33 protein-coding genes and 1 riboswitch are annotated in these 26,981 nt (G+C 61.9%); of the genes, 15 read left to right on the top strand and 18 right to left on the bottom strand.

Translation table 11 applies throughout. The features are described from left to right. Positions 1 to 236: 236 nt before the first annotated feature. Both VJX68_RS03920 and VJX68_RS03915 read left to right on the top strand, forming a co-directional pair. The gene (locus tag VJX68_RS03920) at positions 237 to 2,255 is read left to right on the top strand and encodes a lytic transglycosylase domain-containing protein (RefSeq protein WP_324094345.1); all 2,019 of its coding nucleotides are present in this window, start codon (positions 237 to 239) and stop codon (positions 2,253 to 2,255) included. Positions 2,256 to 2,517: 262 nt separating this feature from the next. Next, positions 2,518 to 2,970 carry a VOC family protein gene (locus VJX68_RS03915; protein ID WP_324094344.1) on the top strand — a complete coding sequence of 151 codons (453 nt, stop codon included), beginning with the start codon at positions 2,518 to 2,520 and terminating at the stop codon, positions 2,968 to 2,970. A 15-nt stretch (positions 2,971 to 2,985) separates the two neighbouring features. Here VJX68_RS03915 and VJX68_RS03910 read toward each other — a convergent pair whose 3' ends face one another. The 11 genes from VJX68_RS03910 to VJX68_RS03860 form a co-directional block, all read right to left on the bottom strand. Beyond that, a complete protein-coding gene (locus tag VJX68_RS03910) occupies positions 2,986 to 3,192 on the bottom strand; it encodes a hypothetical protein (protein WP_324094343.1) in 207 nt (68 codons plus the stop codon). A 186-nt stretch (positions 3,193 to 3,378) separates the two neighbouring features. Beyond that, a complete protein-coding gene (locus VJX68_RS03905; RefSeq protein ID WP_324094342.1) occupies positions 3,379 to 3,753 on the bottom strand; it encodes a hypothetical protein in 375 nt (124 codons plus the stop codon). Then, on the bottom strand, positions 3,750 to 4,451 hold the full coding sequence (locus tag VJX68_RS03900; protein ID WP_324094341.1) for a choice-of-anchor D domain-containing protein: 702 nt from the start codon (positions 4,449 to 4,451) through the stop codon (positions 3,750 to 3,752). The genes VJX68_RS03905 and VJX68_RS03900 overlap by 4 nt, the downstream gene beginning before the upstream one ends. Then, positions 4,424 to 6,097, bottom strand: a complete 1,674-nt coding sequence (locus VJX68_RS03895) for a hypothetical protein (RefSeq protein ID WP_324094340.1) — start codon at positions 6,095 to 6,097, stop codon at positions 4,424 to 4,426. The genes VJX68_RS03900 and VJX68_RS03895 overlap by 28 nt, the downstream gene beginning before the upstream one ends. Before the next feature lie 258 nt (positions 6,098 to 6,355). Further along, positions 6,356 to 7,039 (bottom strand): HAD family hydrolase, encoded by a 684-nt coding sequence (locus VJX68_RS03890; protein ID WP_324094339.1) that lies wholly within the window; start codon positions 7,037 to 7,039, stop codon positions 6,356 to 6,358. Continuing rightward, positions 7,039 to 7,617: a hypothetical protein gene (locus tag VJX68_RS03885; protein ID WP_324094338.1), complete on the bottom strand. Its 579-nt coding sequence runs from the start codon at positions 7,615 to 7,617 to the stop codon at positions 7,039 to 7,041. Before VJX68_RS03885 ends, VJX68_RS03890 begins: the two co-directional genes overlap by 1 nt. A 14-nt stretch (positions 7,618 to 7,631) precedes the next feature. Then, positions 7,632 to 7,877 (bottom strand): NIL domain-containing protein, encoded by a 246-nt coding sequence (locus VJX68_RS03880; RefSeq protein WP_324094337.1) that lies wholly within the window; start codon positions 7,875 to 7,877, stop codon positions 7,632 to 7,634. Positions 7,878 to 7,882: 5 nt separating this feature from the next. Next, positions 7,883 to 8,959, bottom strand: coding sequence for a PLP-dependent cysteine synthase family protein (locus VJX68_RS03875; protein WP_324094336.1), 1,077 nt, complete (start codon positions 8,957 to 8,959; stop codon positions 7,883 to 7,885). Then, complete coding sequence (locus VJX68_RS03870; protein WP_324094335.1) at positions 8,913 to 9,191, bottom strand: ubiquitin-like small modifier protein 1; 279 nt, start codon at positions 9,189 to 9,191, stop codon at positions 8,913 to 8,915. Before VJX68_RS03870 ends, VJX68_RS03875 begins: the two co-directional genes overlap by 47 nt. Positions 9,192 to 9,255: 64 nt before the next feature. Next, positions 9,256 to 10,587 (bottom strand): threonine synthase, encoded by a 1,332-nt coding sequence (locus tag VJX68_RS03865; protein ID WP_324094334.1) that lies wholly within the window; start codon positions 10,585 to 10,587, stop codon positions 9,256 to 9,258. Continuing rightward, positions 10,545 to 11,252, bottom strand: coding sequence for a HesA/MoeB/ThiF family protein (locus VJX68_RS03860; RefSeq protein WP_324094333.1), 708 nt, complete (start codon positions 11,250 to 11,252; stop codon positions 10,545 to 10,547). Before VJX68_RS03860 ends, VJX68_RS03865 begins: the two co-directional genes overlap by 43 nt. Before the next feature lie 102 nt (positions 11,253 to 11,354). Continuing rightward, positions 11,355 to 11,479, bottom strand: a riboswitch (SAM riboswitch). Between the two features lie 378 nt (positions 11,480 to 11,857). Between VJX68_RS03860 and VJX68_RS03855 the strand changes: the two genes are divergently transcribed. Then, on the top strand, positions 11,858 to 12,982 hold the full coding sequence (locus VJX68_RS03855) for a hypothetical protein (protein WP_324094332.1): 1,125 nt from the start codon (positions 11,858 to 11,860) through the stop codon (positions 12,980 to 12,982). Here the strand turns inward: VJX68_RS03855 and VJX68_RS03850 are convergent, their stop codons facing one another. The 4 genes from VJX68_RS03850 to VJX68_RS03835 all read right to left on the bottom strand — a co-directional run bounded on the left by VJX68_RS03850 (position 12,983) and on the right by VJX68_RS03835 (position 15,978). Beyond that, positions 12,983 to 13,993, bottom strand: a complete 1,011-nt coding sequence (locus tag VJX68_RS03850) for an aspartate-semialdehyde dehydrogenase (protein WP_324094331.1) — start codon at positions 13,991 to 13,993, stop codon at positions 12,983 to 12,985. Between the two features lie 247 nt (positions 13,994 to 14,240). Continuing rightward, positions 14,241 to 14,897: an alpha/beta hydrolase gene (locus VJX68_RS03845; protein WP_324094330.1), complete on the bottom strand. Its 657-nt coding sequence runs from the start codon at positions 14,895 to 14,897 to the stop codon at positions 14,241 to 14,243. Continuing rightward, positions 14,894 to 15,154 carry a hypothetical protein gene (locus VJX68_RS03840; RefSeq protein WP_324094329.1) on the bottom strand — a complete coding sequence of 87 codons (261 nt, stop codon included), beginning with the start codon at positions 15,152 to 15,154 and terminating at the stop codon, positions 14,894 to 14,896. Before VJX68_RS03840 ends, VJX68_RS03845 begins: the two co-directional genes overlap by 4 nt. A 56-nt stretch (positions 15,155 to 15,210) precedes the next feature. Next, entirely contained in the window at positions 15,211 to 15,978 is a 768-nt protein-coding gene (locus VJX68_RS03835) for an RNA methyltransferase (protein WP_324094328.1), read from the bottom strand. A 273-nt stretch (positions 15,979 to 16,251) separates the two neighbouring features. On the opposite strand from VJX68_RS03835, the gene VJX68_RS03830 reads away from it, so the two are divergent. Genes VJX68_RS03830 through VJX68_RS03815 form a run of 4 tightly spaced genes read left to right on the top strand, consistent with a single transcriptional unit; the run spans position 16,252 to position 18,264 of the window. Beyond that, the gene (locus VJX68_RS03830; RefSeq protein WP_324094327.1) at positions 16,252 to 16,917 is read left to right on the top strand and encodes a metallophosphoesterase; all 666 of its coding nucleotides are present in this window, start codon (positions 16,252 to 16,254) and stop codon (positions 16,915 to 16,917) included. Between the two features lie 37 nt (positions 16,918 to 16,954). Beyond that, positions 16,955 to 17,101, top strand: a complete 147-nt coding sequence (locus VJX68_RS03825; RefSeq protein ID WP_324094326.1) for a hypothetical protein — start codon at positions 16,955 to 16,957, stop codon at positions 17,099 to 17,101. Next, the gene (locus tag VJX68_RS03820) at positions 17,088 to 17,960 is read left to right on the top strand and encodes a VOC family protein (protein ID WP_324094325.1); all 873 of its coding nucleotides are present in this window, start codon (positions 17,088 to 17,090) and stop codon (positions 17,958 to 17,960) included. The genes VJX68_RS03825 and VJX68_RS03820 overlap by 14 nt, the downstream gene beginning before the upstream one ends. Positions 17,961 to 17,988: 28 nt before the next feature. Then, positions 17,989 to 18,264 carry a hypothetical protein gene (locus VJX68_RS03815; RefSeq protein WP_324094324.1) on the top strand — a complete coding sequence of 92 codons (276 nt, stop codon included), beginning with the start codon at positions 17,989 to 17,991 and terminating at the stop codon, positions 18,262 to 18,264. Here VJX68_RS03815 and VJX68_RS03810 read toward each other — a convergent pair. Genes VJX68_RS03810 through dtd form a run of 3 tightly spaced genes read right to left on the bottom strand, consistent with a single transcriptional unit; the run spans position 18,251 to position 19,668 of the window. Beyond that, positions 18,251 to 18,742, bottom strand: a complete 492-nt coding sequence (locus tag VJX68_RS03810; protein ID WP_324094323.1) for a tRNA (cytidine(34)-2'-O)-methyltransferase — start codon at positions 18,740 to 18,742, stop codon at positions 18,251 to 18,253. The two genes, VJX68_RS03815 and VJX68_RS03810, sit on opposite strands and share 14 nt — an antisense overlap. A 2-nt stretch (positions 18,743 to 18,744) precedes the next feature. Continuing rightward, positions 18,745 to 19,215 (bottom strand): DUF1285 domain-containing protein, encoded by a 471-nt coding sequence (locus VJX68_RS03805; protein ID WP_324094322.1) that lies wholly within the window; start codon positions 19,213 to 19,215, stop codon positions 18,745 to 18,747. A gap of 6 nt (positions 19,216 to 19,221) precedes the next feature. Beyond that, on the bottom strand, positions 19,222 to 19,668 hold the full coding sequence (dtd, locus tag VJX68_RS03800; protein ID WP_324094321.1) for a D-aminoacyl-tRNA deacylase: 447 nt from the start codon (positions 19,666 to 19,668) through the stop codon (positions 19,222 to 19,224). Between the two features lie 94 nt (positions 19,669 to 19,762). On the opposite strand from dtd, the gene VJX68_RS03795 reads away from it, so the two are divergent. From VJX68_RS03795 to VJX68_RS03760, 8 genes are all read left to right on the top strand, one after another. Further along, positions 19,763 to 20,629 (top strand): prolipoprotein diacylglyceryl transferase, encoded by an 867-nt coding sequence (locus VJX68_RS03795; protein WP_324094320.1) that lies wholly within the window; start codon positions 19,763 to 19,765, stop codon positions 20,627 to 20,629. Next, positions 20,626 to 21,207: a TlpA disulfide reductase family protein gene (locus VJX68_RS03790; protein WP_324094319.1), complete on the top strand. Its 582-nt coding sequence runs from the start codon at positions 20,626 to 20,628 to the stop codon at positions 21,205 to 21,207. Before VJX68_RS03795 ends, VJX68_RS03790 begins: the two co-directional genes overlap by 4 nt. A 110-nt stretch (positions 21,208 to 21,317) precedes the next feature. Beyond that, a complete protein-coding gene (locus tag VJX68_RS03785) occupies positions 21,318 to 22,760 on the top strand; it encodes a S41 family peptidase (RefSeq protein WP_324094318.1) in 1,443 nt (480 codons plus the stop codon). 112 nt (positions 22,761 to 22,872) lie between these two features. Beyond that, the gene (gene bioD, locus VJX68_RS03780; protein ID WP_324094317.1) at positions 22,873 to 23,307 is read left to right on the top strand and encodes an ATP-dependent dethiobiotin synthetase BioD; all 435 of its coding nucleotides are present in this window, start codon (positions 22,873 to 22,875) and stop codon (positions 23,305 to 23,307) included. 193 nt (positions 23,308 to 23,500) lie between these two features. Continuing rightward, on the top strand, positions 23,501 to 24,856 hold the full coding sequence (xseA, locus tag VJX68_RS03775) for an exodeoxyribonuclease VII large subunit (RefSeq protein WP_324094316.1): 1,356 nt from the start codon (positions 23,501 to 23,503) through the stop codon (positions 24,854 to 24,856). 17 nt (positions 24,857 to 24,873) lie between these two features. Beyond that, positions 24,874 to 25,155 carry an exodeoxyribonuclease VII small subunit gene (locus VJX68_RS03770; RefSeq protein ID WP_324094315.1) on the top strand — a complete coding sequence of 94 codons (282 nt, stop codon included), beginning with the start codon at positions 24,874 to 24,876 and terminating at the stop codon, positions 25,153 to 25,155. Then, the gene (locus VJX68_RS03765; RefSeq protein WP_324094314.1) at positions 25,106 to 25,957 is read left to right on the top strand and encodes a TlyA family RNA methyltransferase; all 852 of its coding nucleotides are present in this window, start codon (positions 25,106 to 25,108) and stop codon (positions 25,955 to 25,957) included. Before VJX68_RS03770 ends, VJX68_RS03765 begins: the two co-directional genes overlap by 50 nt. Beyond that, positions 25,954 to 26,931: an ROK family protein gene (locus VJX68_RS03760; RefSeq protein WP_324094313.1), complete on the top strand. Its 978-nt coding sequence runs from the start codon at positions 25,954 to 25,956 to the stop codon at positions 26,929 to 26,931. The genes VJX68_RS03765 and VJX68_RS03760 overlap by 4 nt, the downstream gene beginning before the upstream one ends. Positions 26,932 to 26,981 lie beyond the last annotated feature (50 nt).

Genomic DNA, 26,981 nt, shown 5'->3' with positions numbered 1-26,981 from the left:
GGGCTTACCCGCAATTTCCGGTGATTGTTCTGATTTGATTATCATGACCGCCGCCACGGCTTTCAAGGACAAACAGAGTTGCCATAATAGTTGACTCGTGACAGCGGCGCGCCGCCGATGTCCGCGCGACAAGTCGCATGCGTGACCAAAACCACCAATTCATGAACATCCTCGACCGATCTCTCCTCTTCTTGCGATTGTTCCTGTTCCCAAGTGGGAAGGGGTTAGGGGTTAGGTTGTGGATAATCGTCACCACGATCGTCGCAGTCTTCATCGCGCGCCCCGCGCCCGCGCGCGCCGCGCAGGTCCGCATTCCGCTCACGATCGACTACATCACGCTGCGCGAAGCGCTAAAGCGCAAACTTTACACTGCGCCCGGCGGACGCGCCGAGCTATGGAACGGTCTCGACGATTGTCAGTTTCTGTACGCCGAAAATCCCGAGTTCTCGCGCGCGACCTCTGGCGGCGCGGCAACCGTGAAACTCGAAACCGCGAACAGCCTCGGGCTCGGCGTTGCGATGGGCTCGCAATGCCTCGGCGCCATCCAATGGAGCGGCCTCGTCGAGGCGCTCGGCGTCCCGTACATTGCGCCCGGCCTGCAGCTAAAATTTCATTTCACCGATCTGAATCTGTACGACTCCGCGCATCAGAAAACGCAGCTCGTAAGCAAGGGCTTCGATCTGATCAAGAGCTACCTGATTCCGCGGCTCGACGATTTTTCTTACGATCTCAATCCAGCCGTGCAGCAACTCGCCGCGATGATCACCGACTCGATTCCCGCTGACGCCGCGGGACGCGTTCGCGCCGCGATCGCGAGCCTCACCGCCGAGCCGAATATCGCCGCGCTCGACGACGGTATCCGCGTCACCCTCATGATGACCATCCCCGACGTGCCCACTCCCACCGCGATTCCCGGCGCGGCGGCGTCGCCCACGCCGGCCGAGCTCAAAGCCTTCCAGGACACGCTCGATCAATGGGACGCGTTTTTGGTTTTCTCGATCAAGCAGCTTGGCGACGCGGTCGGCGACCAGCAGTTCCGCGACCAATTGCTGCAAATCCTGCTCGACAGCCGCTATCGGCTAGTGCAGGCGCTTAAAAATCCACCATCGGCTGCCGAGCCCGACCCGGTGCGCGTGCTGTTCCTCGACGAATGGACTCAGTTGCACGACGCGGTACGCGCCGCGGCGCGGCGTGGGATGCTCGGCGCGCGCGCGCTCGAATTCATGTCGTTCATTTCGGCCGGCGACGCGTTGTTTGCGCTCGACCAGGCGGCGCCCGCGCTCGGAATGCGCATCTCGGCGGCAGACCTTCGCCGGCTCGCGCACATTATGGCGCCGAGCGCGACCGGCGACCCGCTTCAATTCAACTACGCCGAAGATCGCGACCTGAAAAGACTTTTCGCAATCCCCGAGCCGCCGACAAGCCACCACCCAATCGAGGAAGAGAACATCCCGCCCTCGACCCCGGCCGCATCTCCAAGCTCAACCAGTGCGTCCACTCCGACACCATCGCCGTCTCCCACCACTTCTTCGCGATTGTTCCCCTTCCCTCGAAAGAAGGGGTTAGGGGTTAGGTTGCTCAGCCTCTTCTCACCGCCCGAGGCCGACGCCGCCGAAGAGAACGACACCGCGCTGATGCCTCGGCTGCAAAACGTCGCCGGCCGCCTCTACCGCCTCGTTGTCAACGAAGCGAACGCCGACTCCTATCGCAACGACATGAACCTGCTGCTCAATCTGAGCGCCGCACACCAACTCAGCGCGGTCGCAACCGGCGCGGGCGCAATCGACGCCAACGACGCACGCACATACATGACGCTCGTGCTCAGCACTGCGTGGCAGGAAAGCTGCTGGCGGCAATTCGTGATGGACGGCGAGCGCATCCGATGGCTCGAATCCGCCACCGGCGACATCGGCCTGATGCAGGTGAACAAGCACGTCTGGCGCGGCTTTTACGATCTCGACCGTCTCGAGTGGGACGTGCTCTACAATGCTGGCGCCGGCTGCGAGATCCTCGCACGCATGATGCATTATGCGACCGCCGTGCAGCCGCGTTTCGATCCGGCGACCGTAGCGAGCCATCTCGCGCGCTCGGCCTACGCGGCTTACAACGGCGGCCCGGGCGCGTGCAATCGATGGCGCCGGCGCGAACCACCGGCCCTCAAGCAAATCGATTCCAGCTTCCTGGAAAAATACCGCGCAGTAGAAAACGGAATCCCCATCGACATCCTAAGCTGCGCCCGCTCCTGGAGCCACTGACGCGCGATTTCAAAACCGGAACCGGCTTCGCTGGCGCGAAGCTGTCCGAGATCCTTCACTGCGCTCGCGTTGCTCACTTCGGTCAGGATGACACAAAAAAGTGACGGCGCGGACCTGGCGAACGATCCGTGCAAACCTAACCCCAACCCCTTCCCATTAGTGGAAAGGGAAAGAACCTCGAGGAGGCTCCGGGGTCTGGCGTAACCTTTGGATGCCTAAGCGGTTTATACTGCGAGCACACGCGTCGAGAGGAGGAGTCCGCATGGCATCGAAACTTTGGCGCACACCGACTGTCGTTCCCGCACTCGCCTACGAAGACGTGCCCGCGGCGGTGGAATTCCTCACTCGTGCGTTTGGCTTTCGCGAGCGCGCCGGCGCGCGGCTGAATGGCCATGGGTTCGTGCTGGCCTGGATGGACGTGGGCGACGCGCTCATCTCGCTCAGCACTGCCGGTGGACACGGGCGCAATAGTCCGCGCAGCGCCGGCACGATAACCCAATCGGTGAAGGTGTACGTCGACGGAATCGATCGCCACTTCGCGCGCGCCAAGGCCGCCGGCGCCGTAATCATCTCCGAGCCCGGCGACAAATTCTGGGGCGGACGCGTCTACGAAGCCAAGGATCTCGAAGGCCACTACTGGGAATTTTCAGAGCGCGATCGCGAGCTTGATTCCGCCGAGTGGAAACTCCCGCCCGGCATCAAGATGGGCGCGTGACGCGGGCCGCCGCTGCTACGACGACGGACTCAGCAAGAAGTTGCAATTCGCCGACGCGCTTCCTGACCCCGTTCCGCTGGGCAACGCATCGACATAAACCTCTACGTTGATATCGTAGCATCCCGCGGACAACGGCAGACTCATCGATAGCGGAACGTTCTGGCCATCGGTGGCCTGCTCATCGTAAATAAACATCGACGAGCCGACGTTTTCTATGCTCACAACTCCCGTGGCAGTGATGGTACCGACATCCTCACTCGCGCTCGCTTGTACCGAACCGGTCAGCGAATAGGTCGTGTCGACGCAATGCAGAATTCCGCCTGGACCTGCGTCATACCCTCGTTCACCGCAGTGCAGAGAGGAGATAGCTCGGGACACAACGAGAGGTCCGCGTCGGCGGCTGCGGATTCATTGACTGAAATCGTCGAACCGTCGGCCGCCGAGGACTGCGATGCCGACACCGACCCCGATATAACGACGTTCGTATCGCTTACCGCTGACGCTGTCGGTGAATGAGGGTGTCGAGACCGCGACTGACTGCGCAGTCTGAATCGGGTTGGGCGTCGCATTCGGGTTGTTCAAATAGACAGCGCCCGACACCGTCTCGGAAATACTCTGGAGAGAATAGGTAGTGGTCGACGTGGGGGTCGGAGTCGGTGTCCCGGTCGTAGTCGCCGTCGCGGTCGTCGTCGCCGTCGGGGTGGCGCCGCCGGTCGACGTCGCAGTCGGTGTTGCGGTCGCAGTCTCGGTTGCGGTGGCAGTATCGGTCGGGGTGGCGGTCACCGTTGGGTCGCGGTCGGCGTCGCGGTGCGCGTCGCGACGCCTTTCCCGTCGAGCTTTATCTTGTGAGCGCTGTTCTTCGATTGATCGGTGAATGTCAGATTGCCGGTAAACTTCTTGCCCTTTGCCTGAGGGGCAAAGCTCACGCCGATCTGGCACGTTCCACCCGGTGGGACTCCGGCCGCATCACAGCTGTTGCCCGCCAGGCTGAAGAATTGACCGGTGACCTGCGGGTTTGTGATCAGATCGTTCCTCTTGCTCTTGTTGTGCAGCGTGATCGATTTGATCGGGGCATTTCCCGTCTTCACGTCACCGAAGCTCAGCGAGGTCGGCGAGATGGTAAGTTTGATCGGCGGCGGCTTGGGAGTCGCGGTGGCGGTCGGAGTCGCTGTAGCAGTTTCCGTCGCTGTGGCAGTTGCCGTCGCTGTCGGTGTGTCGGTTGCCGTTGCGGTGGCGGTCGGTGTGTCGGTTGCGGTGGCTGTGGGAGTATCGGTAGCGGTCGCAGTTGCGGTGTCGGTCGCGGTCGCGGTATCAGTTGCGGTGGCCGTGGCGGTTGGCGTGTCCGTATCAGTCGCGGTCGCAGTCGCAGTGGTGGTCGCCGTTGGGGTTGCCGTCGGTTGCAAATTGGCCTGCAGCGGCGTGAGGACCGGCGCGCCCAGTGCCAGCAGCTCGCTCACGGTGTTGTTGTTGGCATTGGCCACCAGAGGTTGCCTGACCCGTCAAGCGCCATCGAGGACGGGCTGTTCAACGACGCGCCTGCGGGAGCGAAATTGACGCCCGTGCTGTAACCGCTGCCAGCAGTCAGCTCGCTCACGCTATTGGCCAGATTTGCCACGAACACGTTGACCAACCCGTCCAGCGCTATCGAGACGGGGCTGCTGAACGACGCGCCCGCGGCAGCGAAATTGAGGCCCGTGCTATAACCACTGCTCGCCGTCAGCTCGCTCACGCTGTTGTTGTTCAGATTCGCGATGAAGACGTCGCCCAACGCGTCCAGCGCTAACGCTTGGGGTCCGGCGAACATTGCGTTCGTGGGCGCGAAGTTGAAGCCGATGGTGTAACCGCTGCTCAAAGTCAGCTCACTCACGCTACCGTTGTTAGACGAATTCGCAACGAAGACGTTACCCAACCCGTCAAGCGCTATCGCTTCTGTTCCGTCGAACATTGCGCCCGCGGCAGCCAAGCTGGAGCCCATGCTATATCCGCTGCTCGCCGTCAACTCGCTGGCGCTGTTGTTGCCAAAATTCGCCGTGAATGCGTCTCCCGAGCTGTCCAGTGCTAACGCACTCGGCGTACTCAGGCTGATACCGGTGGGGGCGAAGTTGAATCCCACGCTGTAGCCGCTGGCAGCCGTTAGTTCACTCACGGAGGAGCTACCCTGATTCGCCACGAACACGTTGCCCGAACCGTCCAGCGCAATCGCATGAGGTGAATTGAACGCCGCGCCCGCATCGGCGAAGTTGAGCGCCATCTCCCAGCCGTCGGGCGCCGTGCCCAGCGCCGGGCTGAACGGGGTGCTCACCGACGCAAGTCCGAACAGGGCGCTCACATTATTCGCCGGGTTGGCTACTATCTGGTAGGCGGCGCCCAGCGTGTCGATAATCACGGGCGTCCCCGAGCATGAACTGCTGTAGATGTCGCCGGGGGTCGCGTCGCATAGAAGCTGCGGGCATGCCGTTGACGAGGGGTTGATCTCGGTACACCCCGCAATGATGTTGGCGAGAGTGTTCAGCCGCTGGAGTCCGTCGCAGTTGGGCACGCCCGGGCACGACCCTGCGCTCGGCAAGAAGCTCGACGGATTACCACTCACTACGAAACTCGCGTTGATGTCCGCGAGGTTGGAAAATCCTACGTACGCGTTCTGCAACCCGAGCGTGTTGGACGGCGGCGCGCCGAGGATACGGCCGTTGGAGTCGAGGAACTGCGTCAGTGACCATTCGGCCGCCGCCGTGGTCAGTTCGTTGATCGTGGCGCTCGAGGTGCCCGACACCAGCGACTCGCACGGACCCAGCGCAGCCATCAGCCCGATCGCCGAATTGGAGCCCTGGCCGGCGTTTCCTCCGGTCGCGGTGATATATGTCTCCTGATTGCCGGCGCAGCTGAAGGTCAGGCTGAAGGTGCCATCTCCGGCTGAGACCGCGGTCGCGAGCATCGAGGCGCCCGATCCATAGGCGTCGCCCGCCGCGTAGAGTGTAACCGCCGAACCGCTGATCGCCGTGGTTCCGGTCTTAACCGATCCCGTTATAGTGACGCTGCCGCCGCCGGCATAAAGCGAACGGCGAACCATCAGGATGCAGACCGGTAGAATAATCAGCAAGAGCGCGACCAGCACGGCTGGCCGCACCATCCCTCTGGCTACCGGGCTAGCACCGGCAGCCTTGCTCCTCTCCCCACTTGAACAATTCCGCTTGGCTCACCACGTTTTGTCAAGCGGAATTGAGCTGCCTGACGAATTCGTTTGGTAATTCTTTGAAGATGTAGCCGCAAGTGGTCCCAAGTGTCGAGTCGAAGCGGAGACCATCGTCCGGGTTCGCATTGCCGGAATCCTCCACATCAAGACGCCCGCCGGAAGCGCGAAGCGCTCCGCTCGCACACTCGGCTCATTTCAGGTGCGCGCAGCCGGCAAATTTAGGTGAAAGGCGAGCGTGGCGGGCGAGCCGAAAATTTCCGCGGCGCCTGCCGCGAGCAATCGATCACGCGCGCTGTCGGTGGGCGCGATTCCGTAAAATCGCACGCCGCAACTTTGCGCGGCACGGACGTCGGCTTCGCTGTCGCCGACGAACGCGGCCTCCGATCGATCGACGGAAAACAATTCGAGTGCGCGGATCAGCATGTCGGGTGCCGGCTTGAGTCCGAGCAGAGTGTCGCGCCCAACTATCGCATCGACGGACGCGACGCCGTTCCTGTCGAACCATCGCTGAACTGTTTTCGAGGAATTGGATGTCACGATCGCGGTCATGGCACCTGTCGCTTTCAGGACCGCGAGTATTTCGATAGCTCCTTCGAGCGGTTGCGCGCGATCGACTCCGGCCAATTCGATCTTCTCTATTATCTCTGAAGCGTGATGCAGGCTTTCGGTTAGCTGGTCGCGCTTGGACTCCGCGAGCATGAGAGTGCGATACCCGTCGTAGAGCGGGAGATTGCCGCGTGGAATCCGTGCGAACAGTTCGTCGGGCGCGCCGATCGATCGCAGGTAGGGTTCGAGGATGAGCCGGCCGCCGGCCCAATCGACCTCGGGCTCGAGCCGCGCGATCGTATTGTCGAAATCGAACATGCAGAGTTTGTACATTACGGATGAACGCGAACCTTGGTCTCGTAACCGCCGAACTCGATGGTTGCCCGCGTCGGATTTTCCACGTAGCCGGCAATTAGCTTGAGCGCCTCCGCCGTCGCGAGCACCGCGATAAAATCCGCGGCGTCCGCGCGCGCGCCGAATGTTGCGTCGGCGGTTCTCGGCCTTTGCGTGTCGGGAATCACGACGATTTTCCCTGCCGCGTCGAGGCGCGCGATCACTAATACTCGCGCATCGCGATTGCTAACGAGCTCTTCTGCAGCTTTCCGCGCCACTTCGCTTCCGACGATCATGAGTGCCAAGTCGACGCCGCCTTGTGATTTATTTGCGATGGTGACTGATACGTCGGGATTCAACTCGCGCATCTCGGCAATTTTTTCAGTGATTCCGGTGGCTCTGACACGGATCTTTCCGACGCCTGCGCCGACGAGGTAGGCGAGCGGTGCTTCGATATCGCGCGCATCGCCCGAAAGGAGGATCCGCGCGGCGAGCAAACGTTCCTGGCCGCGGCCGCCGATGCGCGGCACGATTATCTGCCGGCTGTAGCGATCGATTTGCGCGTCAGTCAGGGTCATCGCGCACGCGCGACCTACTCGATCACGTTCTTTTCGATTGGCTCGACGGTGACGCCGGTGCTGCGCAGCCACGCCAGTGCGCGCTCGATCTGATCGTTGGTGCCTTCGAATTCAACGGCGACCAGGCCCATTTCCTCGGACACGCTTGCGCCACGGATATTGAAAACGAGGTCGAACTTCTTCACCAGTTGGTAAAGGATCGGCTCCTTGATCAGCGTGCGCGGATAGCTCAGGTAGTAGCGTTCGTGGATACGTTCCATTTGCGTTATTTGTTTTTCCACTTGGCGATAACTTGTTGCAGGCGCTCGCGCCGCCACTCCTGCCAACCGATCCACAAATTCGTCGAGAGATATTTGTCGCCGAAGTCGGCGAACACGGTGACTATCGTGCCTTCGCGAATCGAGCGCGCCACCTTGAGCGCCGCAATCATCGCGGCGCCCGACGATTGCCCGACCAGGATGCCCTCGGTCTGCCCGAGCGCGTACACCATCTCATACGCCTCCTCGGTGCCGACCTGGATTTTGTCGTCGAGCTCTTTTTCGTGATAGATGCCCGGGACGATCGAGCTCGCCATGTGCTTGAGGCCCTCGAGCCCGTGCATCGCGTCGTCGGGCTCGACTGCGATCACCTTGATCGCGCTGTTTTTCGATTTCAGAAATCGGCCGGTGCCCATAACGGTGCCGCCGGTACCGATCGCGGCGACGAAATGCGTCACATTGCCGCGCGACTGGAGCCAGATTTCCGGGCCGGTGGTCTCGAAATGCGCCAGCGCATTGGCCTCGTTGTTGTATTGGTCGGGCTTGAAGTAGCGCGCCGGGTGATCCTCGATCAGCTTGCGGCACATGACGATGGCGCCGTCGGAGCCTTCCATCGGATCCGAGAAATGGATCTTCGCGCCATAAGCCTCGACGATTTTCTTTCGCTCGCGGCTCACGTTCGACGGCATCACGAGCTCGACCGGATAGCCGAGCGTCGCACCGAGCATCGCGAGCGCAATTCCGGTGTTGCCCGAGGTCGAATCCAGGATCACCTTCCCGGGCTTCAGCTTGCCTTCGGCGATTCCCACCTCGAGCATTTTCTTCGCCGGCCGATCTTTGACCGAGCCGCCGGGGTTGAAGCCCTCGAGCTTGGCGAAAATCCGCACGCCTGCGGGAATTAGTCCCGCAGTCAGCCGCGTAATTTCGAGCAGCGGCGTGTTGCCGACGAGATCGAGCACGCCTTGAGCGCGTCCGACCGGGACGATCTCACTCAACGGCGCCACGCGTTCGCTGGTGCCGTCCGCGAGCGCGCCGGCGTCAGCGTCCGCCGGCAATCGCGGGAACGATTGAGATGTCGTCGCCATCCTTAACCTTGGAGTTGATCGCATCGAGGAAGCGGACGTCGTCGCCATTGAGATAGATGTTGACGAAGCGGCGGATGTCGCCTTTTTCATCGAGCAGCCGCTCGCGCATCCCCGGATGCCGCCGTTCGAGGTCTTCGATAACCGCCTTGATCGACGCGCCGTCGGCGGGGACTTCGTCGACGCCCGCGGTGAACCTGCGAAGTGGGGTTGGAACTCTGACGCGTACTGCCATGATTGGGGACTAGCCTCCTGGTTGAATTGCTACACTTATGCTCGCCGCATAGCCCAAACAAGTCTCAGGCGGCGCTGTCGGCGGTGCGTTTTCCATTCGTGAGCCGATCGAACAACGCGTCGAAATCTTTCAGCCGCGCGTCGATGATCGACGGCTGCTCGATAGCACTCGCAACCGCTTCGAGAGTCTTGTAGCCGTTGCCTGTAATCGACACGACTACAGTTTCGTCGGGCTTGATGCGACCCTGCTTGACGAGCTTGATCGTGACCGCGAGCGTGGTGCCGCCGGCGGGCTCGGCGAAAATTCCCTCGGTGCGTGCGAGCAGTTTGATCGCGTCGATAATCTCCGGGTCGGTGGCGACGTCGCCCCATCCGCCGGAATCGCGCACCGCCTTGAGCACGTAAAAGCCGTCGGCCGGATTTCCGATGGCGATCGACTTGGCGATCGTGTCGGGCTTGACCGGCGTTATCAGGTCGGTGCCTTTGTGCAGCGCGTGGATTACCGGAGCGGAGCCGGCGGCCTGCGCCGAATGAATCTTGAACTCGCCACTCTTGATCAGCCCGACCTCCTTCAACTCCTTAAACGCCTTAGCGACCTTCGGCAGAATCGTGCCGCCCGCTGTCGGCACTACTATATGATCCGGCAAACGCCAGCCGAGCTGCTCGGCGACTTCGAAGCCGAAGGTCTTTGCGCCCTCGGTGTAGAAGGGGCGCAGGTTGATATTGACGAACGCCCACCCGTACTTGTCCGCGATCTCGCTGCACAGACGGTTGACGTCGTCGTAGTTGCCGCGAATCGTGATCACCTTTGCGCCGTAGATTGTCGAGCCAACTACTTTCCCGGCCTCCACGCCTTCGGGCATGAAGATGTAGCATTGCAGCCCTGCGCGCGCCGCGTGTGCCGCGACTGCGGTCGCCAGGTTGCCGGTGGACGCGCACGACACGGTGGTGAAGCCGAACTCGCGCGCCTTGGTGATCGACACCGAAACGACGCGGTCCTTGTACGAAAGCGTCGGATGATTGACGGTGTCGTCCTTTATATAGAGATGCTTGAGGCCGAGTTCCGCGCCGAGGCGCTTGCAATGCAGCAACGGCGTGAAGCCCGAGTTGGGGCCGACGAGATCGGACTTGTCGTCGACATCGACCGGCAACAATTCGCGATAGCGCCACAGATTGTGCGGACGCTTCTCGATTGTCGAGCGCGAGATCGCCGCGCGAATCCGTGCGTAGTCGTAGGTGACTTCGAGCGGACCGAAGCACGTCTCGCAGACGTGGAGCGGACTTATCGGATACTCCTGGCCGCACTCGCGACATTTCAAATTGGTGATGTAGCTCATCGTTTCCTCGATTCCTGTTACTTGCCCGGCGCGTGCGATTCGCGATGCTCCTGCTTCCACGCGCCGCAACCGCATCCGGGGCGCGGACTAACCTCCGCAATACGCACCCGGGCCGAACCGGACGCGTCGTATGTGAGAATTTTTCCTGAGAGCAAGAACGTCTGCGCGCGCGACGCGCGCATCGCCTCCGCCGCCTGAATCTCGCCGATCGCGCCCGCGACCGGTCCGACGATCCCCGCCTCGCGGCAGCTCTGGATTTCGTCTTCATCGGGCGGAGCCTCGAACACGCATCGGATGCACGCGGTCTCGCTCGGAATCACCGTCATCGCCTGTCCGGTCATCCCGACTACGCCGCCATAAACGAACGGCGTCCGCGCGGCGATGCAGGTGTCGTTGATCAGAAATTTCGCGGCCGGACTGTCGGTCGCGTCGATTACAAAGTCGTGTGCGGCGACGAGACGCGCGGCGTTGGACGCGTCGAGCGCGATCGCATGCCGCTCGACGCTGACGTCTGGGAATCGTTCGGCAAGCCATCGCGCGGCCGCTTCGACCTTAGGTGTGCCGATATCAGCGGTGCTGAAAATCACTTGGCGCGCAAGATTCGACAGTTCGACCGGGTCGGGATCTACGAGCGTCAGCCGTCGCGCGCCCGCACGCGCGAGCGCCCACAATGCGGGGACGCCAAGTCCCCCGACGCCGACGATCAATATTCGCTCCGTTGCCACTTCCTCGCTTCTCCCGCCTGTCGAGAACGCAACGTGCTCAGTGCCGATGGGATGTCGGTGAAAAATCCTGCGGATACGATGAGACGAGGGCTCAACACTCTCGCCTTATCTACCAGGAGATTCTCGCGTCGAGCGAAGAAACCCTGCAGGAGTTAGCACCAGCACCCATCGCGGGCCGGTTGCTGCGGCATCAGCGGGCCATGTCCCTCCGCCGCTCTCGATAAGGCTGCAATCGCTTGCAGTTGCCTAACGGTAATATGCGAGCGCGGGCGTTGTCAATCGCCGGACCAATCGGTCAGCCGCCTTCTAAATTCGTTTGCTACTCCCCCTGCTTTTGTCTATGTTCGCCGCAACCTTGCGGAGCTATTTGGTGGGGAACCGAATTTCGCACGAATGGACTGCGGATTGTGCGGGCTAAGTTGCGGAGGAGACCGACTATGAACTCTCGATGGGCGGGGCTGGCTGTTTGTCTGCTAGTCGCGGCTGCAGGGTTGTCTCTCGGCACGGGATGCGATCCGTGCGGCTCTTGTTCCAGTAGCGGCAAGCCCACCGGTACGCCGACGCCTGCACCGAATGCATGCTTACCGTCCAGTTCCGTTGGGATATTGGTTCAAGGCAAGAACGCCACTGCCTACCTTCCACAAGGTTACTGGGAGGGAGGCACAACGGGCATCAAGGTCGTACCTGTCGAAACCAGCAGCGGTCTCGGCACCGGCGGTTCGCCAACTTCAATTACGACCGCAGGCGTAGTGAACTCCTGCTCCTCCAACTCCACGACCGGCGAGACGGTATGCGTCGCCAACGACACCGACGTTTATCTCATCAGCGGCACGACCCTAAACAACACGCTGACCAGTGGCGCGACCGCCGAACAAGACTTCACGGGCGGCTTCTGCTCAAACTGCGGCGTAGTGGTGGATTCCTCAACTAACAAGGCATTGATCACGATGGGTCTGGAAATCGACGACACGGAGACAGGTGGTTACCAATTCCTCGACCTTGACACCTCGACCTTTGAAACACCCATTCCAGCCGGAGCGACGACGTCTGAAGACGTTTCGATCGACCCGGTCCGCCATCTGGTGTTGTCGCCTAACGAGCAAGGCAATTACCAACTGGTTAATATCACCACCACCTCGACCCCGGCCCTGTTCAACAATGATCTTGGGGAACTTCCCGGCGAACCCGACTCGGCAGGCGAAGATTGTACGACTGGTATCGCGCTGTCCACGCTTGAATTTAGCGACGCTCTCTTCATCACCGATCTGACTCAAGCGAATTTCACGCCGGGAACACCCGGCACCTGGACCGACACGGCCAGTCAGGTTCAGAGCTTCCCCGAATTTGCAACCATGGCTGCGGGAACCTGCGGCATCGCCATCGCTCCGGGCACGCACCTTGGCGTAGTGACCGGCGAGTTTGGCGGCGCCTTGGAGGGCGTAATCCAACTGCCGGCCACCTCGGGAAGCGGAACGCCCTCGATCGTTGACTACGTGGCGTTCACCGTGCCCAGCCCTCCAACCGAGGAAGGTTGGTCGGAGGGGGGCGATCCTCATACTGTAACCGCTTATGTAAGCCCCAACACCCACAAGGCTTACGGTGTGCTCGAGAATCGTGACTTCACCTACGTTGCCATTGTCGATCTCCAGGGACTGCTGAGCGCGCCGCGAACGGGTCATGTCGTGAACAGCCCGCTGCCGGCTGGACTGGTGACTTTTGTCGCGGAGTAACTAGCGCGCGTCGATTAGCAGTTCCGCGATCTGGACGCCGTTGAGCGCCGCGCCCTTGCGCAACTGGTCGCCCACGACCCAGAAGTTCAGCGCGTTGGGGCAGCTCAGGTCCTCGCGGATGCGGCCGACGAAGCAGTCGTCCTGACCCTCGACGAGGATCGGCATCGGGTAGCGATTCTGCGCGGGATCGTCGAACAGCCGAATTCCCGGGAAATGCGCGAACGCCTCGCGCGCATCGGCCGCGGCGATTTTCGTCTCGGTCTCGGCGTTGACGGAAATCGAATGCGCGGTGAAGACCGGCACCCGCACCGTGGTCGGCGAAATCAGCAACTCAGGCTGCTCGAGGATTTTCCTGATCTCGTTGACCAGCTTGATTTCCTCGCCGGTGTATCCGCCCTCGACAAATTTATCGATATGCGGAATCAGGTTGAACGCAATCTGATGCGGAAAAAATTTCGATTTGATCGCCTCGCCCCTTGACCACGCCATCGTCTGCTCGCGCAACTCCGCGATACCGTTGACGCCCGCGCCCGAGACCGCCTGGAAGCTGGTCGCGACCACGCGCCGCAGCCGCCCGAGGTCATGGATCGGCTTCAGCGGCATCACGGTGACGATCGTCGTGCAGTTGGGGCATGCGACGATTCCGTTGTGACTGCGAGCGGCGGCGCCGTTGATCTCGGGCACCACCAGCGGCACGTCGGGGTCCATGCGAAACGCGCTCGACTTGTCCACGACGATCGCGCCCGCCTTGACTGCGATTGGCGCGAACTCGCGCGATTGTTCCGAGCCCGCCGAGAACAGCGCGATATCGATTCCCTTGAACGAGTTGGCGTCGAGCTTCTGTACCTTTATCGACTCGCCGGCGAACGTCACCGTCTTGCCCGCCGATCGCGCCGACGCATACACGCGCAGTTCACGCACCGGGAACTTGCGCTGCTCAAGGATTTTCAGCGTGGTCTGGCCGACGGCGCCCGTCGCACCGACCACCGCGATTCTCTGTCCATCAGCCATCGGGCGATTCTATCGTGATGCTGCCATTCGAGTGAAGCATTTCCTCGCCTCCCACGTTCGTCGGGGGAGGCCGACGCTCGTCCTCGAGCGGCGGGTGGGGGACAGTGCGGATTGAAGATTCTGGCAGAGTGCGACGCGCGACAGACATCCGCGCGGCGCAGTGGTCCCCCACCCTAACCCTCCCCCGACGAACGTGGGAGGAAATCAGAGGGGACGCAGAGAGGGTCAGAAACCGAATTGCGAACGATCACCGTAGTTGCTTCGTCAGCCAGTCGCTGACCAGATCGAATACTTCGGCTTGCGCTTCCGCCAATCCATGTCCGGCGCCGGGCAAAATCCTGATGGTCTTGGGCTCGCCCGCGCGATCGTAGAGCGCCTGCGAGCTTTCGTGAGAGAGAATCGTGTCCGCGCTGCCATGAATCAGCAGCAACGGCTTGGGTGCCAGCTCGCCCGCCACATGCGCGCCCGCGAGCTGACTCGATAGCGCGATCACGGTGGTGACGATTGGGCTCAGCGTGCCCGCGTTGATCGCGACGGCACCGCCGAACGAATGCCCAATCAGCGCGACGCGCTGGTTGCCGATCCCTCCGAGGAACGTGAGCGCCGCCATTGCATCGACCAGGCATTCGCCGAACTCGTTGGGCGCGCGATAGTCCAACCGCGCGATCGTGAGTCCGCGCTTTGGCATTTCCAGCCCGAGCCGCGGATAGAGCATCGATGGACCGTCGTAACCGCCTATCGCGCCGCTGACGCATAGCACGGCGCGCCCCTTCTCGGGCGCCGAATGCAGCATCAGCGGAATCGCGCCGCGCGTCGTCGCGATCGTGACCTTGCGCGCGCCCGCGATCTCGTCACCCGGCTCAACGCCGGTAATTCTGAGCGTCAGCCCTTCGTCCAATTTCAAGCGCCCGCGTTCCGGCGGGCGTCACTCGGCTCGCCGAGCATTCGCATTCCGTAGCGAATCATCGCCGCCAGCCGTTCGACCCGCGTCAGCAGTTCCGCCTGCTCGTCGCGCGGCGCCTCGGCCAGCTCGGCGGCAACGGCGGCAAGGTTCTCGCGCATCAGTTGAACCGCGCGCTCCAGATTTTCGCGCTCGGGGATGCGCGCGCGGGCTTTGCGCCGCGCCTCCTGTATCTCCGCAAAATCGATTATCTCGGCCATCTGTGATTTCACACTTCGTTGCAATTATCGCGCATGGCGCACATGGGTGGAAACTGTCATCTCAACTTTTTGCCCGCGCGCCGCTTCTCCGCGAGCGTGCGATGCCCGCCCTCGGCGACCCATCGCATCTGCCGCGCCATCCCGTTGAGAATCTCGACCTCGCGCGCAGTCAATCCGCTCCGTCCGAAAATTTCGCGGATCGCGAGCATGATATGGTCCGGGTTGTCGTCGGGAATAAAACCGATCGAGACCAGCGCCTCCGCCATCCGGTCGAGCATCGGGTCGCTGATCGATGCGGCCACGAACTCAGGCGCGCGGCCGGATTCGACCGCAGCATTGGCTGCCATCATAAGCTCGTACGCGACGATCATCACTGCCTGTGCCAGGTTGAGCGACGGATATTCGGATGCGGTCGGGATCGTGATCAAGCGATGACACAGCTTGAGCTCGCGATTAGTGAGCCCGCGATCTTCGCGTCCGAAGACAATCGCAATCTTGTTCGCGCCGGCCAGCGCATCGAGTTCCGCCGCTGCCGCGCGCAGGGGGGTCGCGCGGCTGCGATAACCGCCGCGCCGGCTGGTCGTGCCGACCGCGATCGAGCAATCCGCGAGTGCGTCAGCGAGACTGGGATAGACAGTCGCGCTCGCGAGGAGATCATCAGCATGCACCGCTAACTTTTTGGCCTCGCGATCGTTCAAGGGACCGTGTCCGACAAGTCGCAGATCGTCGAAGCCCATGTTCTTGAGCGCTCGCGCCGCCGCGCCGATATTGCCGGCCGACTGCGGCCGATACAGCACGAACGCAAATTTGTTTCGCGACGCCATGATCTGGTTATGAGGTTACCGACAACATCTGAAAGGAAGAGGCCGTTGGAATAGTTGCTGTTGTTAATAGTAGTGCGGCGCCGAGTACAGCACCGGGTTTCTTCGCTGCGCTAAGAATGACACAAAAAAAGAGCAACCGGATGAAACCAAAAAAAGTTCGAACAGGGACGAAGTCCCGCATCCTTTCTTAATACTAAGGTGCAGGGGTTACCCCTGCCCAAGGAAGCGTGAAACCCACGGTGGGTTTCACTAAGATTAAGTGGATTCGCTGTTATGAAGATAATCTGCTTTGGCGACGTTCACATGGCGACTCGCAATCTCGAGCGGATGGGCGAGGTGATGCGCGATTGCGATCTGGTGATTATCTCGGGAGACCTCACCAACTTCGGCGGCGTCGACGACGCGCGCAAAGTGCTCGCCGACGTTCGCCGCGCGTGTCCTGCCGTGCTTGCGCTGCCGGGAAATCTCGACCGGCGCGAGGTGATCCCGTTTCTCGAGGAGGACGGAATCGCGCTGCATGGCAAGGGCCGCGTCACCGGCGGCGTCGGGATCTTCGGATGCGGCGGCTCGAACATCACGCCCTTCGGAACGCCGACCGAACTTAGCGAAGATGAAATCTACGCGACCCTGCGCGCCGGTTACGACTTCGTCCGCAACGTGCGCCCGCTCCTGATGATTTGTCACACGCCGCCGTTCGACACCAAATGCGATCGAATCATGAGCGGCAAGCCGGTCGGCAGCACCGCCGCGCGCCAATTCATCGAAGAGGTGAAGCCCGACGTTTGCATCTCGGGGCACATCCACGAATCCGCCGGCGTTGATCGCATCGGCCCGACGCAGATTTTCAACGCGGGCCCGTTCAAGGGCGGCGGGTATATAGTAGTACGCACGATTGACGGGAGCGGCGGGCGGCTTGACGCGAGGCTTGAGTTTCTTTGACGTGCCCGCATTGTCCCGCGCCGATCAATCGCGTCGGATGTACGCCGGAAAAATCGCCAACGGATGGCCGCTGGTGATCCGCAACTCGTTCCGGCTACTGTGGCGCTTCCGGCCCGGACGCGCCGTCGAAATAGGGCGCACATTTTTGTCGAAGGGAGATTCTTTTCAGCATGGCTGCGACTGACGATGTTCGCTTGAGGTTCGATCATGTTTCGATCGCGGTGAAGTCAATCGACCGCGCGTACGAGTTCTTCGCGAAATATTTTCCGATCAAATTGCGCAGCGCCAAATCGATCGACGAGCAGGTCAGCGGCTCGTTCTACTGGCAGGATTTCCATCTCGGCGGATTCGTCGTCGAGCTGATCGAGGATCCACCCGGCAAGCCCGGCTTCGTCACCAATTTTATCGAACGACACGGCGAGGGGATGCATCACTTGTCGATCGAGACCGACGGTCTCGACGCGCTCGTCGCCAATCTGAAGGCGGGCGGAGTGCGCGTCGTCGACGAGCAGAACTACGAATCAGGCTCCGCGACCGCGTTCATCTCGCCGCGCTCGGCTTTCGGCGCGCTGATCCAGTTCTGGCACACCCAGAATTGGGAACAGGCGCACCCCAAGCCTGCGCCGGACAGCCTCGCGCATTTCGATCACGTCTCGCTCGCCGTCAAGGACATCGCGGCAGCTTACAACTTTTTCACGCGCTACTTTCCCGGCACGAAAACGCACGAGATTCACATCAGCAACTCCGAGGGCAACTTCTCACTCGGGCATCTCGAGGTCGCCGGCTTCAAGCTCGAATTCATCCAGAGCCCGCCACACAAGACCGACAACGACTTCGTCGGCAAGTTCATCGCGCGCTACGGCGAGGGGATGCATCACGTGTCGATCGACCTCAAGAATTTCGACGAGACGCGCGAAAAGCTCAAGCGCGACGGCGTTCGCGTGGTGGACGAGAAGCGCAATTGGCGCGGCGAACGCCAATACTTCATCTCGCCGCAGTCTGCCTTCGGCGTGCTGATCCAGGTCTGGGACGGCCTGAATTAAGTTGCGCGATGATGTAGGATAGTCGGCGATGCCCACGCTTACTTCCGCGCCCCGAGATGCGTCATTTCCGATGGCGGATTGCGCGCTTTGCGGGAAGCCGGTGCTGACGTATGTCGCGCTCGATGACGCTGGCGCAGAACGGCGCATCTGCGTGCACTGCGACACTGCGGTTGCCGAAAATCTCAAGTGGGTATCGCCCGGCGAACTCGAGCAGGCCGGTTACTATTTCGGCCCGCCGCCTGCAGAGAGCGAAAAGGGCGGCTGCAGCACCGGATGCGGCAGCTGCGGCGTCAAGAAGTCCTGAGCGTGCCGGTCTGGCGCAACGCTTCGTACACTACGATCGACACTGCGTTGGAGAGATTCAGGCTGCGCACGCCTGGCTCGAAGATTGGAATCCGATACGCGCGGTCGCTTCTCTCCGCCAGGAAGTCGCGGCCGAGTCCGGCAGTCTCGCCGCCGAAGAACAGGAAATCGCCTCGCTTGTAGTGTGCGTCGAGATAGGACGCGGGGGCGTGGGTCGAGAAAAATTTTGATTTCGTTCGCGGCGAGTCGCGACGTAACGCGGCGAACTGCTCCCAGCCTTCGTAGGTGCGCAAATCAACCAGCGGCCAGTAGTCCAGCCCCGCGCGCTTGAGATAACGATCCTCGAGCGAGAAGCCGAGCGGACCTATTAGATGAAGCCGGGCTTTGGTTGCGGCGGCGAGACGCGCGATCGAGCCGGTGTTCTGCGGAATCTCGGGGCGTACCAGGACGATGTGCAGATTCGGCTCGGCTGGATCCATCGTCAGTTGCTATCAGCTGCCCCGAGTGGATACCGATGACCCCTGAGATTGACGTAGAAGCGGCCGGCATCGTCGGATTCGAAGCGGTCACTCAGATGGTAGTAGGCGGAGCGAAGGAAGCGCGCGCGAGCATCGCCGCCCTTGACCCGCGCGTACATCACGTGGTTCGGGCCGACCTCGAGCGCGGCGGGATCGAGTGGCTCGCGCGTGTCGTCGTTCAGCACCATCACGAAGCCGCCCAGCTCGTCATCCTCGAGCGCCTTGACGACGTAGGGCGTGTCCTCGACGGTGATCGTCGCGCGTTCTTCGGCGACTTGCAGATAGTAGCTGCCGTCGGGATTGCGCTTGAGGCTCTGGCTGAACAGCAGCGCGATTCGCGGATTGTCGATCCGCTCGTCGTCGCTGTACCAGTTGCCGTCGCGCCGAAACGAGATTTTTCCCGATTCGACGGTATAGAAACCCGCCCGCGGCATTACCTTCTATTTCTCACGACTGTCGAGAATTATCGTCACCGGGCCGTCATTGACGAGCTCGACGTCCATCATCGCGCCGAACTCGCCTGTCTCGACTTTAACATCGCGAGTCCGCGCGAGCGAGAGAAAGTGCTCGTAGAGGCGGCGCGCTTCTTCCGGCGCGGCGGCTTTGGTGAACGACGGGCGGCGGCCCGAGTTGGTGTCTGCGAGCAACGTGAACTGCGACACGACCAGCAGCGCGCCTTCCGCTTGCGCGAGTGAGAGATTCATCTTGCCGGCCTCGTCGGCAAATACGCGCATCCCGACGATTCGATCGACGAGATAAGCCGCGTCCGCCTCGCTGTCGCCGCCCGCGACTCCCAGCAGCGCGACGAACCCTCGTGCAATTTTTCCGACGACGCGCCCGCTGACGCGTACCTCCGCACGGCTGACGCGTTGAACAACTGCCCGCATAGTTGCGTCCTATAATAGAGGGGTATGTGACTGCCGCAAGCTGAAGGCCTTTGTGGTCGTTGAGGGGCGTCGCGTACTATAATTCCAGGCAACGATGATTCCTGTCTTGTTCCACCTGGGCCCGCTGACCGTTTACAGCTTCGGGCTGATGATGGCGCTTGGATTCCTGGCGGCCGACTACGTTATCCGCCTCGAATGCATCCGGCGCGGCTATGATCCCGAATATTCGTCGTCGATCGTGATCGCGGCGGCCGTGATGGGGCTCGTCGGTTCGCGCCTCTACGCAATTCTCGACGATCTGCCGACCTACCTCGCCGATCCCAAGACGATGATTTTTTCGGGCTCGGGCTTCGTGTTCTACGGCGGCATGATCGGCGGAATCTTCGGCGCTTACCTCGTTTCGCGGTGGTATCGAATTGGGTTTGGCGCGACGATGGACATGTGCGCGCCCGCGCTAGCGATCGGACAGGCAATCGGCAGAATGGGATGCCAGCTCGCGGGCGATGGCGACTGGGGGCTGCCGTCCACAGTGCCGTGGGCGATGGCGTATCCGCGCGCGATCGTCGGCTGGAACTCCGACACGGTGCTGAAACTCGACGAGCACTACCGGCTCGTGTCGGGATACTTCCCCGGCGTGCGGGTGCATCCGGCGCCGGTCTACGAAACCATTCTGTACCTCGGCGTGTTTACTATTCTGTGGTCGATGCGCAAGACGTCTCGTCCCGCGGGACGCCTGCTGTACTGGTACCTGGTGCTGGCGGGAAGCGCGCGCTTCCTTGTCGAGTTCTGGCGAATCAATCCGCGGGTTTTCTATATGTTCAGTGAGGCGCAACTGATCGCGCTCGCGATGGTAGTACTCGGCGGCGTCGCACTGCTTCTCACCAGCGGAAAAGATCAAGCGGAAAGAGATCAGCGGTCCGGCGAAAAAGACAGGAGCGCAATGCGCGCGGCGCGGGCATGACATCGATGGAGATCAAGGACAGAGTCCTGTACCTGGTCGCCGCCATCGTCGTGGTGACTGGCCTGACGCTCGTCGTGCTCAGCGGGCATCGCGGCGCGCGTATCACTACCAATTCAGAACAGTCCGAGGCGCCAGTGGCGGCCGGCAGCCAGGCGGCGAATTTCAATCTCGAGACGCTGGACGGGACCACCGTCTCGCTCGAATCGCTGCGCGGCAAAGTCGTATTTCTCAACGTCTGGGCGACGTGGTGCGAGCCCTGCCGCGAGGAAATGCCCTCGATGCAGACGTTGTACGACGACTTCAAGGCCAACAAGGATTTCGTGATGCTTGCGGTCAGCCAGGACACCAAGGGCCGCGCGGCGGTGGCGCCGTATGTCGCGAAGAATGGCTATCACTTCACAATACTGCTCGACCCCGAGAACAAAGTGATGGAGTCTTATGAAATAAGCGGCGTGCCCGAGACGTTTATAATCGATCGCAAGGGGCAGATTGTCGCGCATCACATGGGCGCGTTCGATTGGTCTCGGCCAGACGTCAAGGACGCATTGCAGCAACTGCTCAACTCGAAGCAAGGGTGAAAAGAGGATTATCGACGTAACGGCGCAGTTTCGTGGGCGTATGCATCAAGGCGCAACATCTGCTTAAATAAATAACTCACAATCACGGGTTTCGGCAGTAACTAAATTTCATGATTAAAAGACATCGATGGTCCATCACGTTGGCGGTCTCGCTGGTCGCGTGTTTCCTCGTCCTACAGGAAGTAGCGGTACGCCGGGCGCAGGCGCTCTCGAACGACACCTACCAGGAGCTCGACACGTTCGCGAGCGTGCTCGCCATCGTGCAGAAAAACTACGTCGAGCCGGTCACCACCAAGCGCCTGATTGACGGCGCGATCAGCGGGATGCTGGCGTCGCTCGACCCGCATAGCGCGTACCTGACGCCTGACCTGTACCGCGACCTCGAAGTCGAGACGCGCGGCAGCTTCGGCGGGCTCGGAATTGAAATAACGATCAAGAACGGCGCATTGACCGTTGTCGCGCCGATCGAGGACACGCCGGCGTATCGCGCGGGACTCAAGGCCGGCGATCAGATCATCAAGATCGACGACGACTTCACCAAGGACATGTCGCTTACCGACGCCGTCAAGCGGATGCGCGGGCCCAAGGGCAGCAAAATCAAGCTGACGCTTCATCGCAACGGCGTGCCCGAGCTGTTCACCGTGACGCTCGCGCGCGACGTCATCAAGATTCAGTCGGTCAAGTCGAAGATGCTGCCTGAGGGCTACGGTTACATCCGCGTCACCACGTTCCAGGAGAACACGGGCGACGGCGTCGAGAAGGCGATCGACGAGTTCGAAGCGAAGGACCACGGCAAGATTAAGGGAGTCGTGTTCGACCTGCGCGACAATCCCGGCGGATTGCTCAATCAGGCAGTGAAGGTCTCCGACGATTTTCTCGACGGCGGGCTGATCGTGTATACGCAGGGCCGCGAGGAAAATCAGCAGCAGAAATATTTCTCGCACAAGAAGCCGGGTTTCGTTGACTATCCGATGGTGGTGCTGGTCAACGGCGGCAGCGCCAGCGCGAGCGAGATCGTCGCCGGCGCGCTGCAGGATCAGAAGCGCGCGGTGATTCTCGGCACGCAGACCTTCGGCAAAGGCTCGGTGCAGACCATTCTGCCGCTCGACGATCATTCAGCGCTGCGGCTGACGACGGCGCGCTACTACACGCCGACCGGCCGTTCGATCCAGGCGGTGGGAATCACTCCCGACGTCGATGTCGAGCCGCCCAAGGAAACGCTCGCGGCGATAACGCAGCAAGGCGGCGAGTTCGACGAGAACCCTGAAATCCACGAGGCTGATCTGCCGCATCATTTCCAGAACGGGCAAAAGAAGGACGACAAGAATCCTGCGCCCGGCACCGGTACGGCACCCGCTCCAGGAGCCGATAAGGGCGACAAGGGACCGGGTGCGAAGGGCGCCAAGGCCAAAGAAGAGAAGGACGTGCAGTTGGATCGCGCGATCGACATCCTGAAGCATTGGAACAGCTTCAAGCTCCAGCTTGCCAAGGGTGAGACGCCGCCGGACGCATCCGCCGCCGAGGGCGACAGCGCCAAGACCAAAGGCGACTAGGCGAGGGCCATAGAAGAGAGCGCAACGCGCCGGGCATCGTGATGATGTCCGGCGCGTTTTTTTTCAGGAGCATCGATTTGATGGTAGCCTCAATATCCGGTGCAATTACGCGATGGGACGACAACTACTAATCACCGGCACCGGCGCACGCGTGGGCAAGACCACTGTCGGATGCGCACTAGGATTCGCGATGCGGGCGCGCGGGATACGCGTAGGCGTGATGAAACCGGTCGACACGCCAGAATCACATGATGCGCAAGCGCTGGCGCTCGCAGTCGGTTCGATCATGCCGATGGAGTTGATTTGCCCATATCGCTACAGCTTAACGCTCACACCAGGAGACGCGCCCGACCTCTCTCACATCTCGAAATGCTTCCGCAAAATCGCCGCGCAAAACGAAGTCGTCCTGGTCGAAAGCGCAGGCACGATCGATTTCGCCGACCTCGCCGCGATGCTCAACCTCGAAGTCATCGTGGTAGTAGGCAATCGCCCCGGCTGTATGGACGCGACAATGCTTACGATGAGCGCTGCGAGAGCCGCGGACTGAAAGTCGCCGGCTGCATCCTTTGCGATTGCGATCTCGCAACCGAAATCAACGATGCGCCGCTGCAAGAGTTATTGGGTGCCTCTTACCTCGGCCGGATGCGCCATCTCGAGCCTTTAGCCAAGGCGATCGTCGAAAAGCTCATCTAATGCGCCATATAGGTGCCCGGCAACTCGTTCTGATAAGCTAAGCGACCATGAATGGGCAGCTCGATCTTTCGCTGCGCGGCCATCGCACCGGCCTGATCACCGTATCGGAACTGGTGCGGACGGTCCGCGACGCGCTCGACGCCAGCCTCGGCGAGAGCTGGGTGGTCGGCGAGATCTCGAACGCGCGGCTGGCCCCGTCGAATCACTTTTATTTCACGCTCAAGGATTCCCACAGCGCGATCAATGCCGTCATGTTCAAGTCGGCGTTCCAGCGGATGCGCTTCAAAGTCGTTGACGGGATGGAAGTGATCGTGCGCGGCCGCGTGCAAGTCTTCGAACAGCGCGGGGCGCTGCAACTTTACGCCGAGGAGATGGAGCCGCGCGGCATCGGCGCGCTGCAGGTCGCATTCGAGCAGTTGAAGCGTCGGCTCGAGGCCGAGGGGCTGTTCGACCGCGCGCGCAAACGCGCGATGCCGTTCCTGCCGCGCCGGATTGGAATCGTAACGGCACGCGGCGGCGCTGGGCTGCGCGACATGCTGCGCATTTTGTTTGATCGATTCCCCAGCCTCGAAGTCATTTTCCGGCCCGCGAAAGTCCAAGGCGATGGCTCGGCTCAGGAAATTGCCGACGCGATCGCCGATCTCAATCGCGACGGCCGCGCCGAGGTGCTGATCGTCGGACGTGGTGGCGGCTCGCTGGAAGATTTGTGGGCCTTCAACGAGGAGATTGTCGCACGCGCAATTTTCCGCTCGGCGATCCCGGTGATTTCGGCCGTTGGCCACGAAGTTGACTACACCATCGCGGATTTTGTCGCCGATCTGAGCGCGCCTACCCCCACCGCGGCCGCCCAGATGGTCGTGCCCAGTCTTGACGAGTTGAAGGAACGCGTCGAGTCGCTCGGCGCGTCGCTCGCGAGCGTGATGGAGCGGGAACTGTCGGGCCGCCGCGAATCGGTGGATGACCTGGCTGAGCGCATACGCCATCCCGGCAACATCGTCGCCGAGGCGCGCGAACGCGTTGCCGAAATTGGCGCTGAACTCGCGCAAGCGGTGTCGTCGGGTATCGCGGATAGGCGGCGCAGTGTCCGCGAATTGCGGCTGCGGCTGCGCAGTCCCGATGCGAAGCTGCGGGAGCTGCGCCTTGCGACCTCGCGGTTCAGGATGAATCTTGTGCATGGCGCCACGACGGCTCTGGAAGCCCGGCGCCGCCAGCTCGGTGCGATGGCGGGGCGGCTCGACGCCTTGTCGCCGCTGAAAGTTCTCGACCGCGGCTACGCCGTCGTGATCAACAAGAGCGACTCACGCGCGGTGCTCGACGCGGCGTCGGTAAAGTTCGAGGATGAACTCGATATCAGGCTGGCGAAGGGGCGCCTTAGCGCGCGCGCGACCGGCCGGACAATCTAGAGTTTGGTTGCTGAACGATGGTTACGAAGACAAAAAAGTTCGAGGATGAACTCAAGGAACTTGAAACGATCGTAAGTCAGATCGATTCGGGCGAGCTTACGCTCGAGGAATCGATCGGGGCCTTCGAACGCGGCGTGATGCTGGTGAAGGCGCTCAATGGGAAACTCGACGAAGTCGAGCGCAAGGTCGAACTGCTAACGCGGAGCGCCGGCGGCGAACTGCGCACGGCGCCCTTTGAAGCATCGTCTGATGACGAACATCCCGCCGGCGCAAAGGACGACGACGAAACACCCTTCTAACAACGGTTCCGGCGCGAAGCCCAAGCCGCGGGCGCGACGCTCTTCCGCCCCACTCGCACGCTTCAGGCTCGACGCTGAGATGGCGCGCCGTGGTCTCGCCGACAGCCGCGAAATCGCGCAGCGCCTCATCATGGCGGGACGCGTGCGCGTCAATTCGCGCCCGGCCTACAAGGCCGACCTCAAGGTTGATTCCGAAACGCCCATCGCGCTGATGGCCGGTGCGCCGCAATTCGCCTCGCGCGGAGCTTACAAACTCATCGCCGCGCTCGAGCATTACGGCCTCTCGGTCGAGGGCAAGCTCGCGATGGACGTCGGCGCGTCGACCGGCGGCTTCACCGACGTGCTGCTGCGCCGCGGCGCCAAGGCCGTCATTGCGATGGACGTCGGCTACGGCCAGCTCGCACTCAAGTTGCGCGAGGATCCCCGCGTCACCGTGCTCGATCGCATGAATATCCGGCTCGCCTCGCCCACCGACCTCCCGCACACGCCCGAGTTCGTGACGATCGACACCAGCTTCATCTCGCTGCGGCTGGTGATTCCCGCGGTGCTCGCATTGGTCGCGCCGCGCGCCGAGATAGTCGCGCTGATCAAGCCGCAGTTCGAAGTCGGCAAGGGCAAGGTCGGCAAGGGAGGCGTCGTGAAGGACGAAAAGCTGCGGCGCGAAGCGGTGGCGGGAATCGTCGAGTTCGCCGAGAAGATCGGGCTCGACGTCGTCGGCACGCTCGAATCGCCGATTGAAGGCGCGGCTGGAAATCGCGAATACCTCGCGCTGATGAAATTCCCGGGCACCTCCGGAAAATGACGCGCGCATGGGCGGTCGGCCTGGATATGGGTGGCACCAATATCCGGTGCGCAGCCGTGTCCGTGGCCGGCGACGTGTTGCTGATCGAGCATGGGCCGTCGCTCGCGTCGCGACAGGCCGGCGCCGTCGCTGAGAATATCGCCGCACAGACCATTCATGTGCTCGCTACCGCGCGCCGCCGCGGACTCGGCTCGCCGCGCGCGATCGGAGTCGCCGTGCCGGGCCCGCTGAACGTATACACCGGCACCGTGATGCAGGCGCCGCACGTCGCCGCATGGCGCGGGTATCCGCTGCGCAACCGGCTCGAAGCGTTGATAGGGCGCAAGGTCGTCGTCGAGAACGACGCGAACGCGTGGGCGCTCGGCGAATACTGGCGCGGTGCGGCGCGCGGACGGCGCGACGTCGTACTGTTGACGCTCGGCACTGGTGTCGGCGGCGGACTGATCGTCGGCGGCAAGCTGGTTCACGGGCGCAGCGGGATGGCGGGAGAATTGGGACACGTGACGGTCAATCCAAACGGCCCGCGATGCGATTGCGGCTCGTACGGATGCCTTGAGTCGTACGCCTCCGCGTCGGGCCTCCGCGGTCTCATCGAGGATCGCCTCGGACTGCCGCCAAGTACGCCGTTACCGCCGCAAATGCTCGATTCTGAAAAAAACTTCTCAGTGCGCGCACTCTCGGCCCAGGCGCGCCGCGGCGACAAGCTCGCGCTCGAGGCCTTCGCCACGGCAGGCCATTACCTGGGGATCGCGATCGCCTCCTTTATTAACACCTTCAATCCCGAGCTGGTCGTGCTTGGCGGTGGCGTTGCCGCCGCGCTGCCCTATATGCGCAAAACCATGACCGCACAGGTCCGCGCGCGAGCCTTCACCGCGATGGCGGCGCAGGCGAAGATCGTGCGCGCTGCCCTGGGTCCGCGCGGCGGAGTGGTGGGCGCCGCCTACGCGGCCCTGCATCCACCGACGCGCTCGTAGCATCTTTGCTACATTCTAGACCCTGAACCGGATCTGATAGATACTGGAAT

Source organism: Binatus sp. (SeqCode) (assembly GCF_035272065.1).
In the GTDB taxonomy this organism is placed as follows: Bacteria; Desulfobacterota; Binatia; order Binatales; family Binataceae; genus Binatus.
This window is presented reverse-complemented; position numbering and strand designations above follow the sequence as displayed.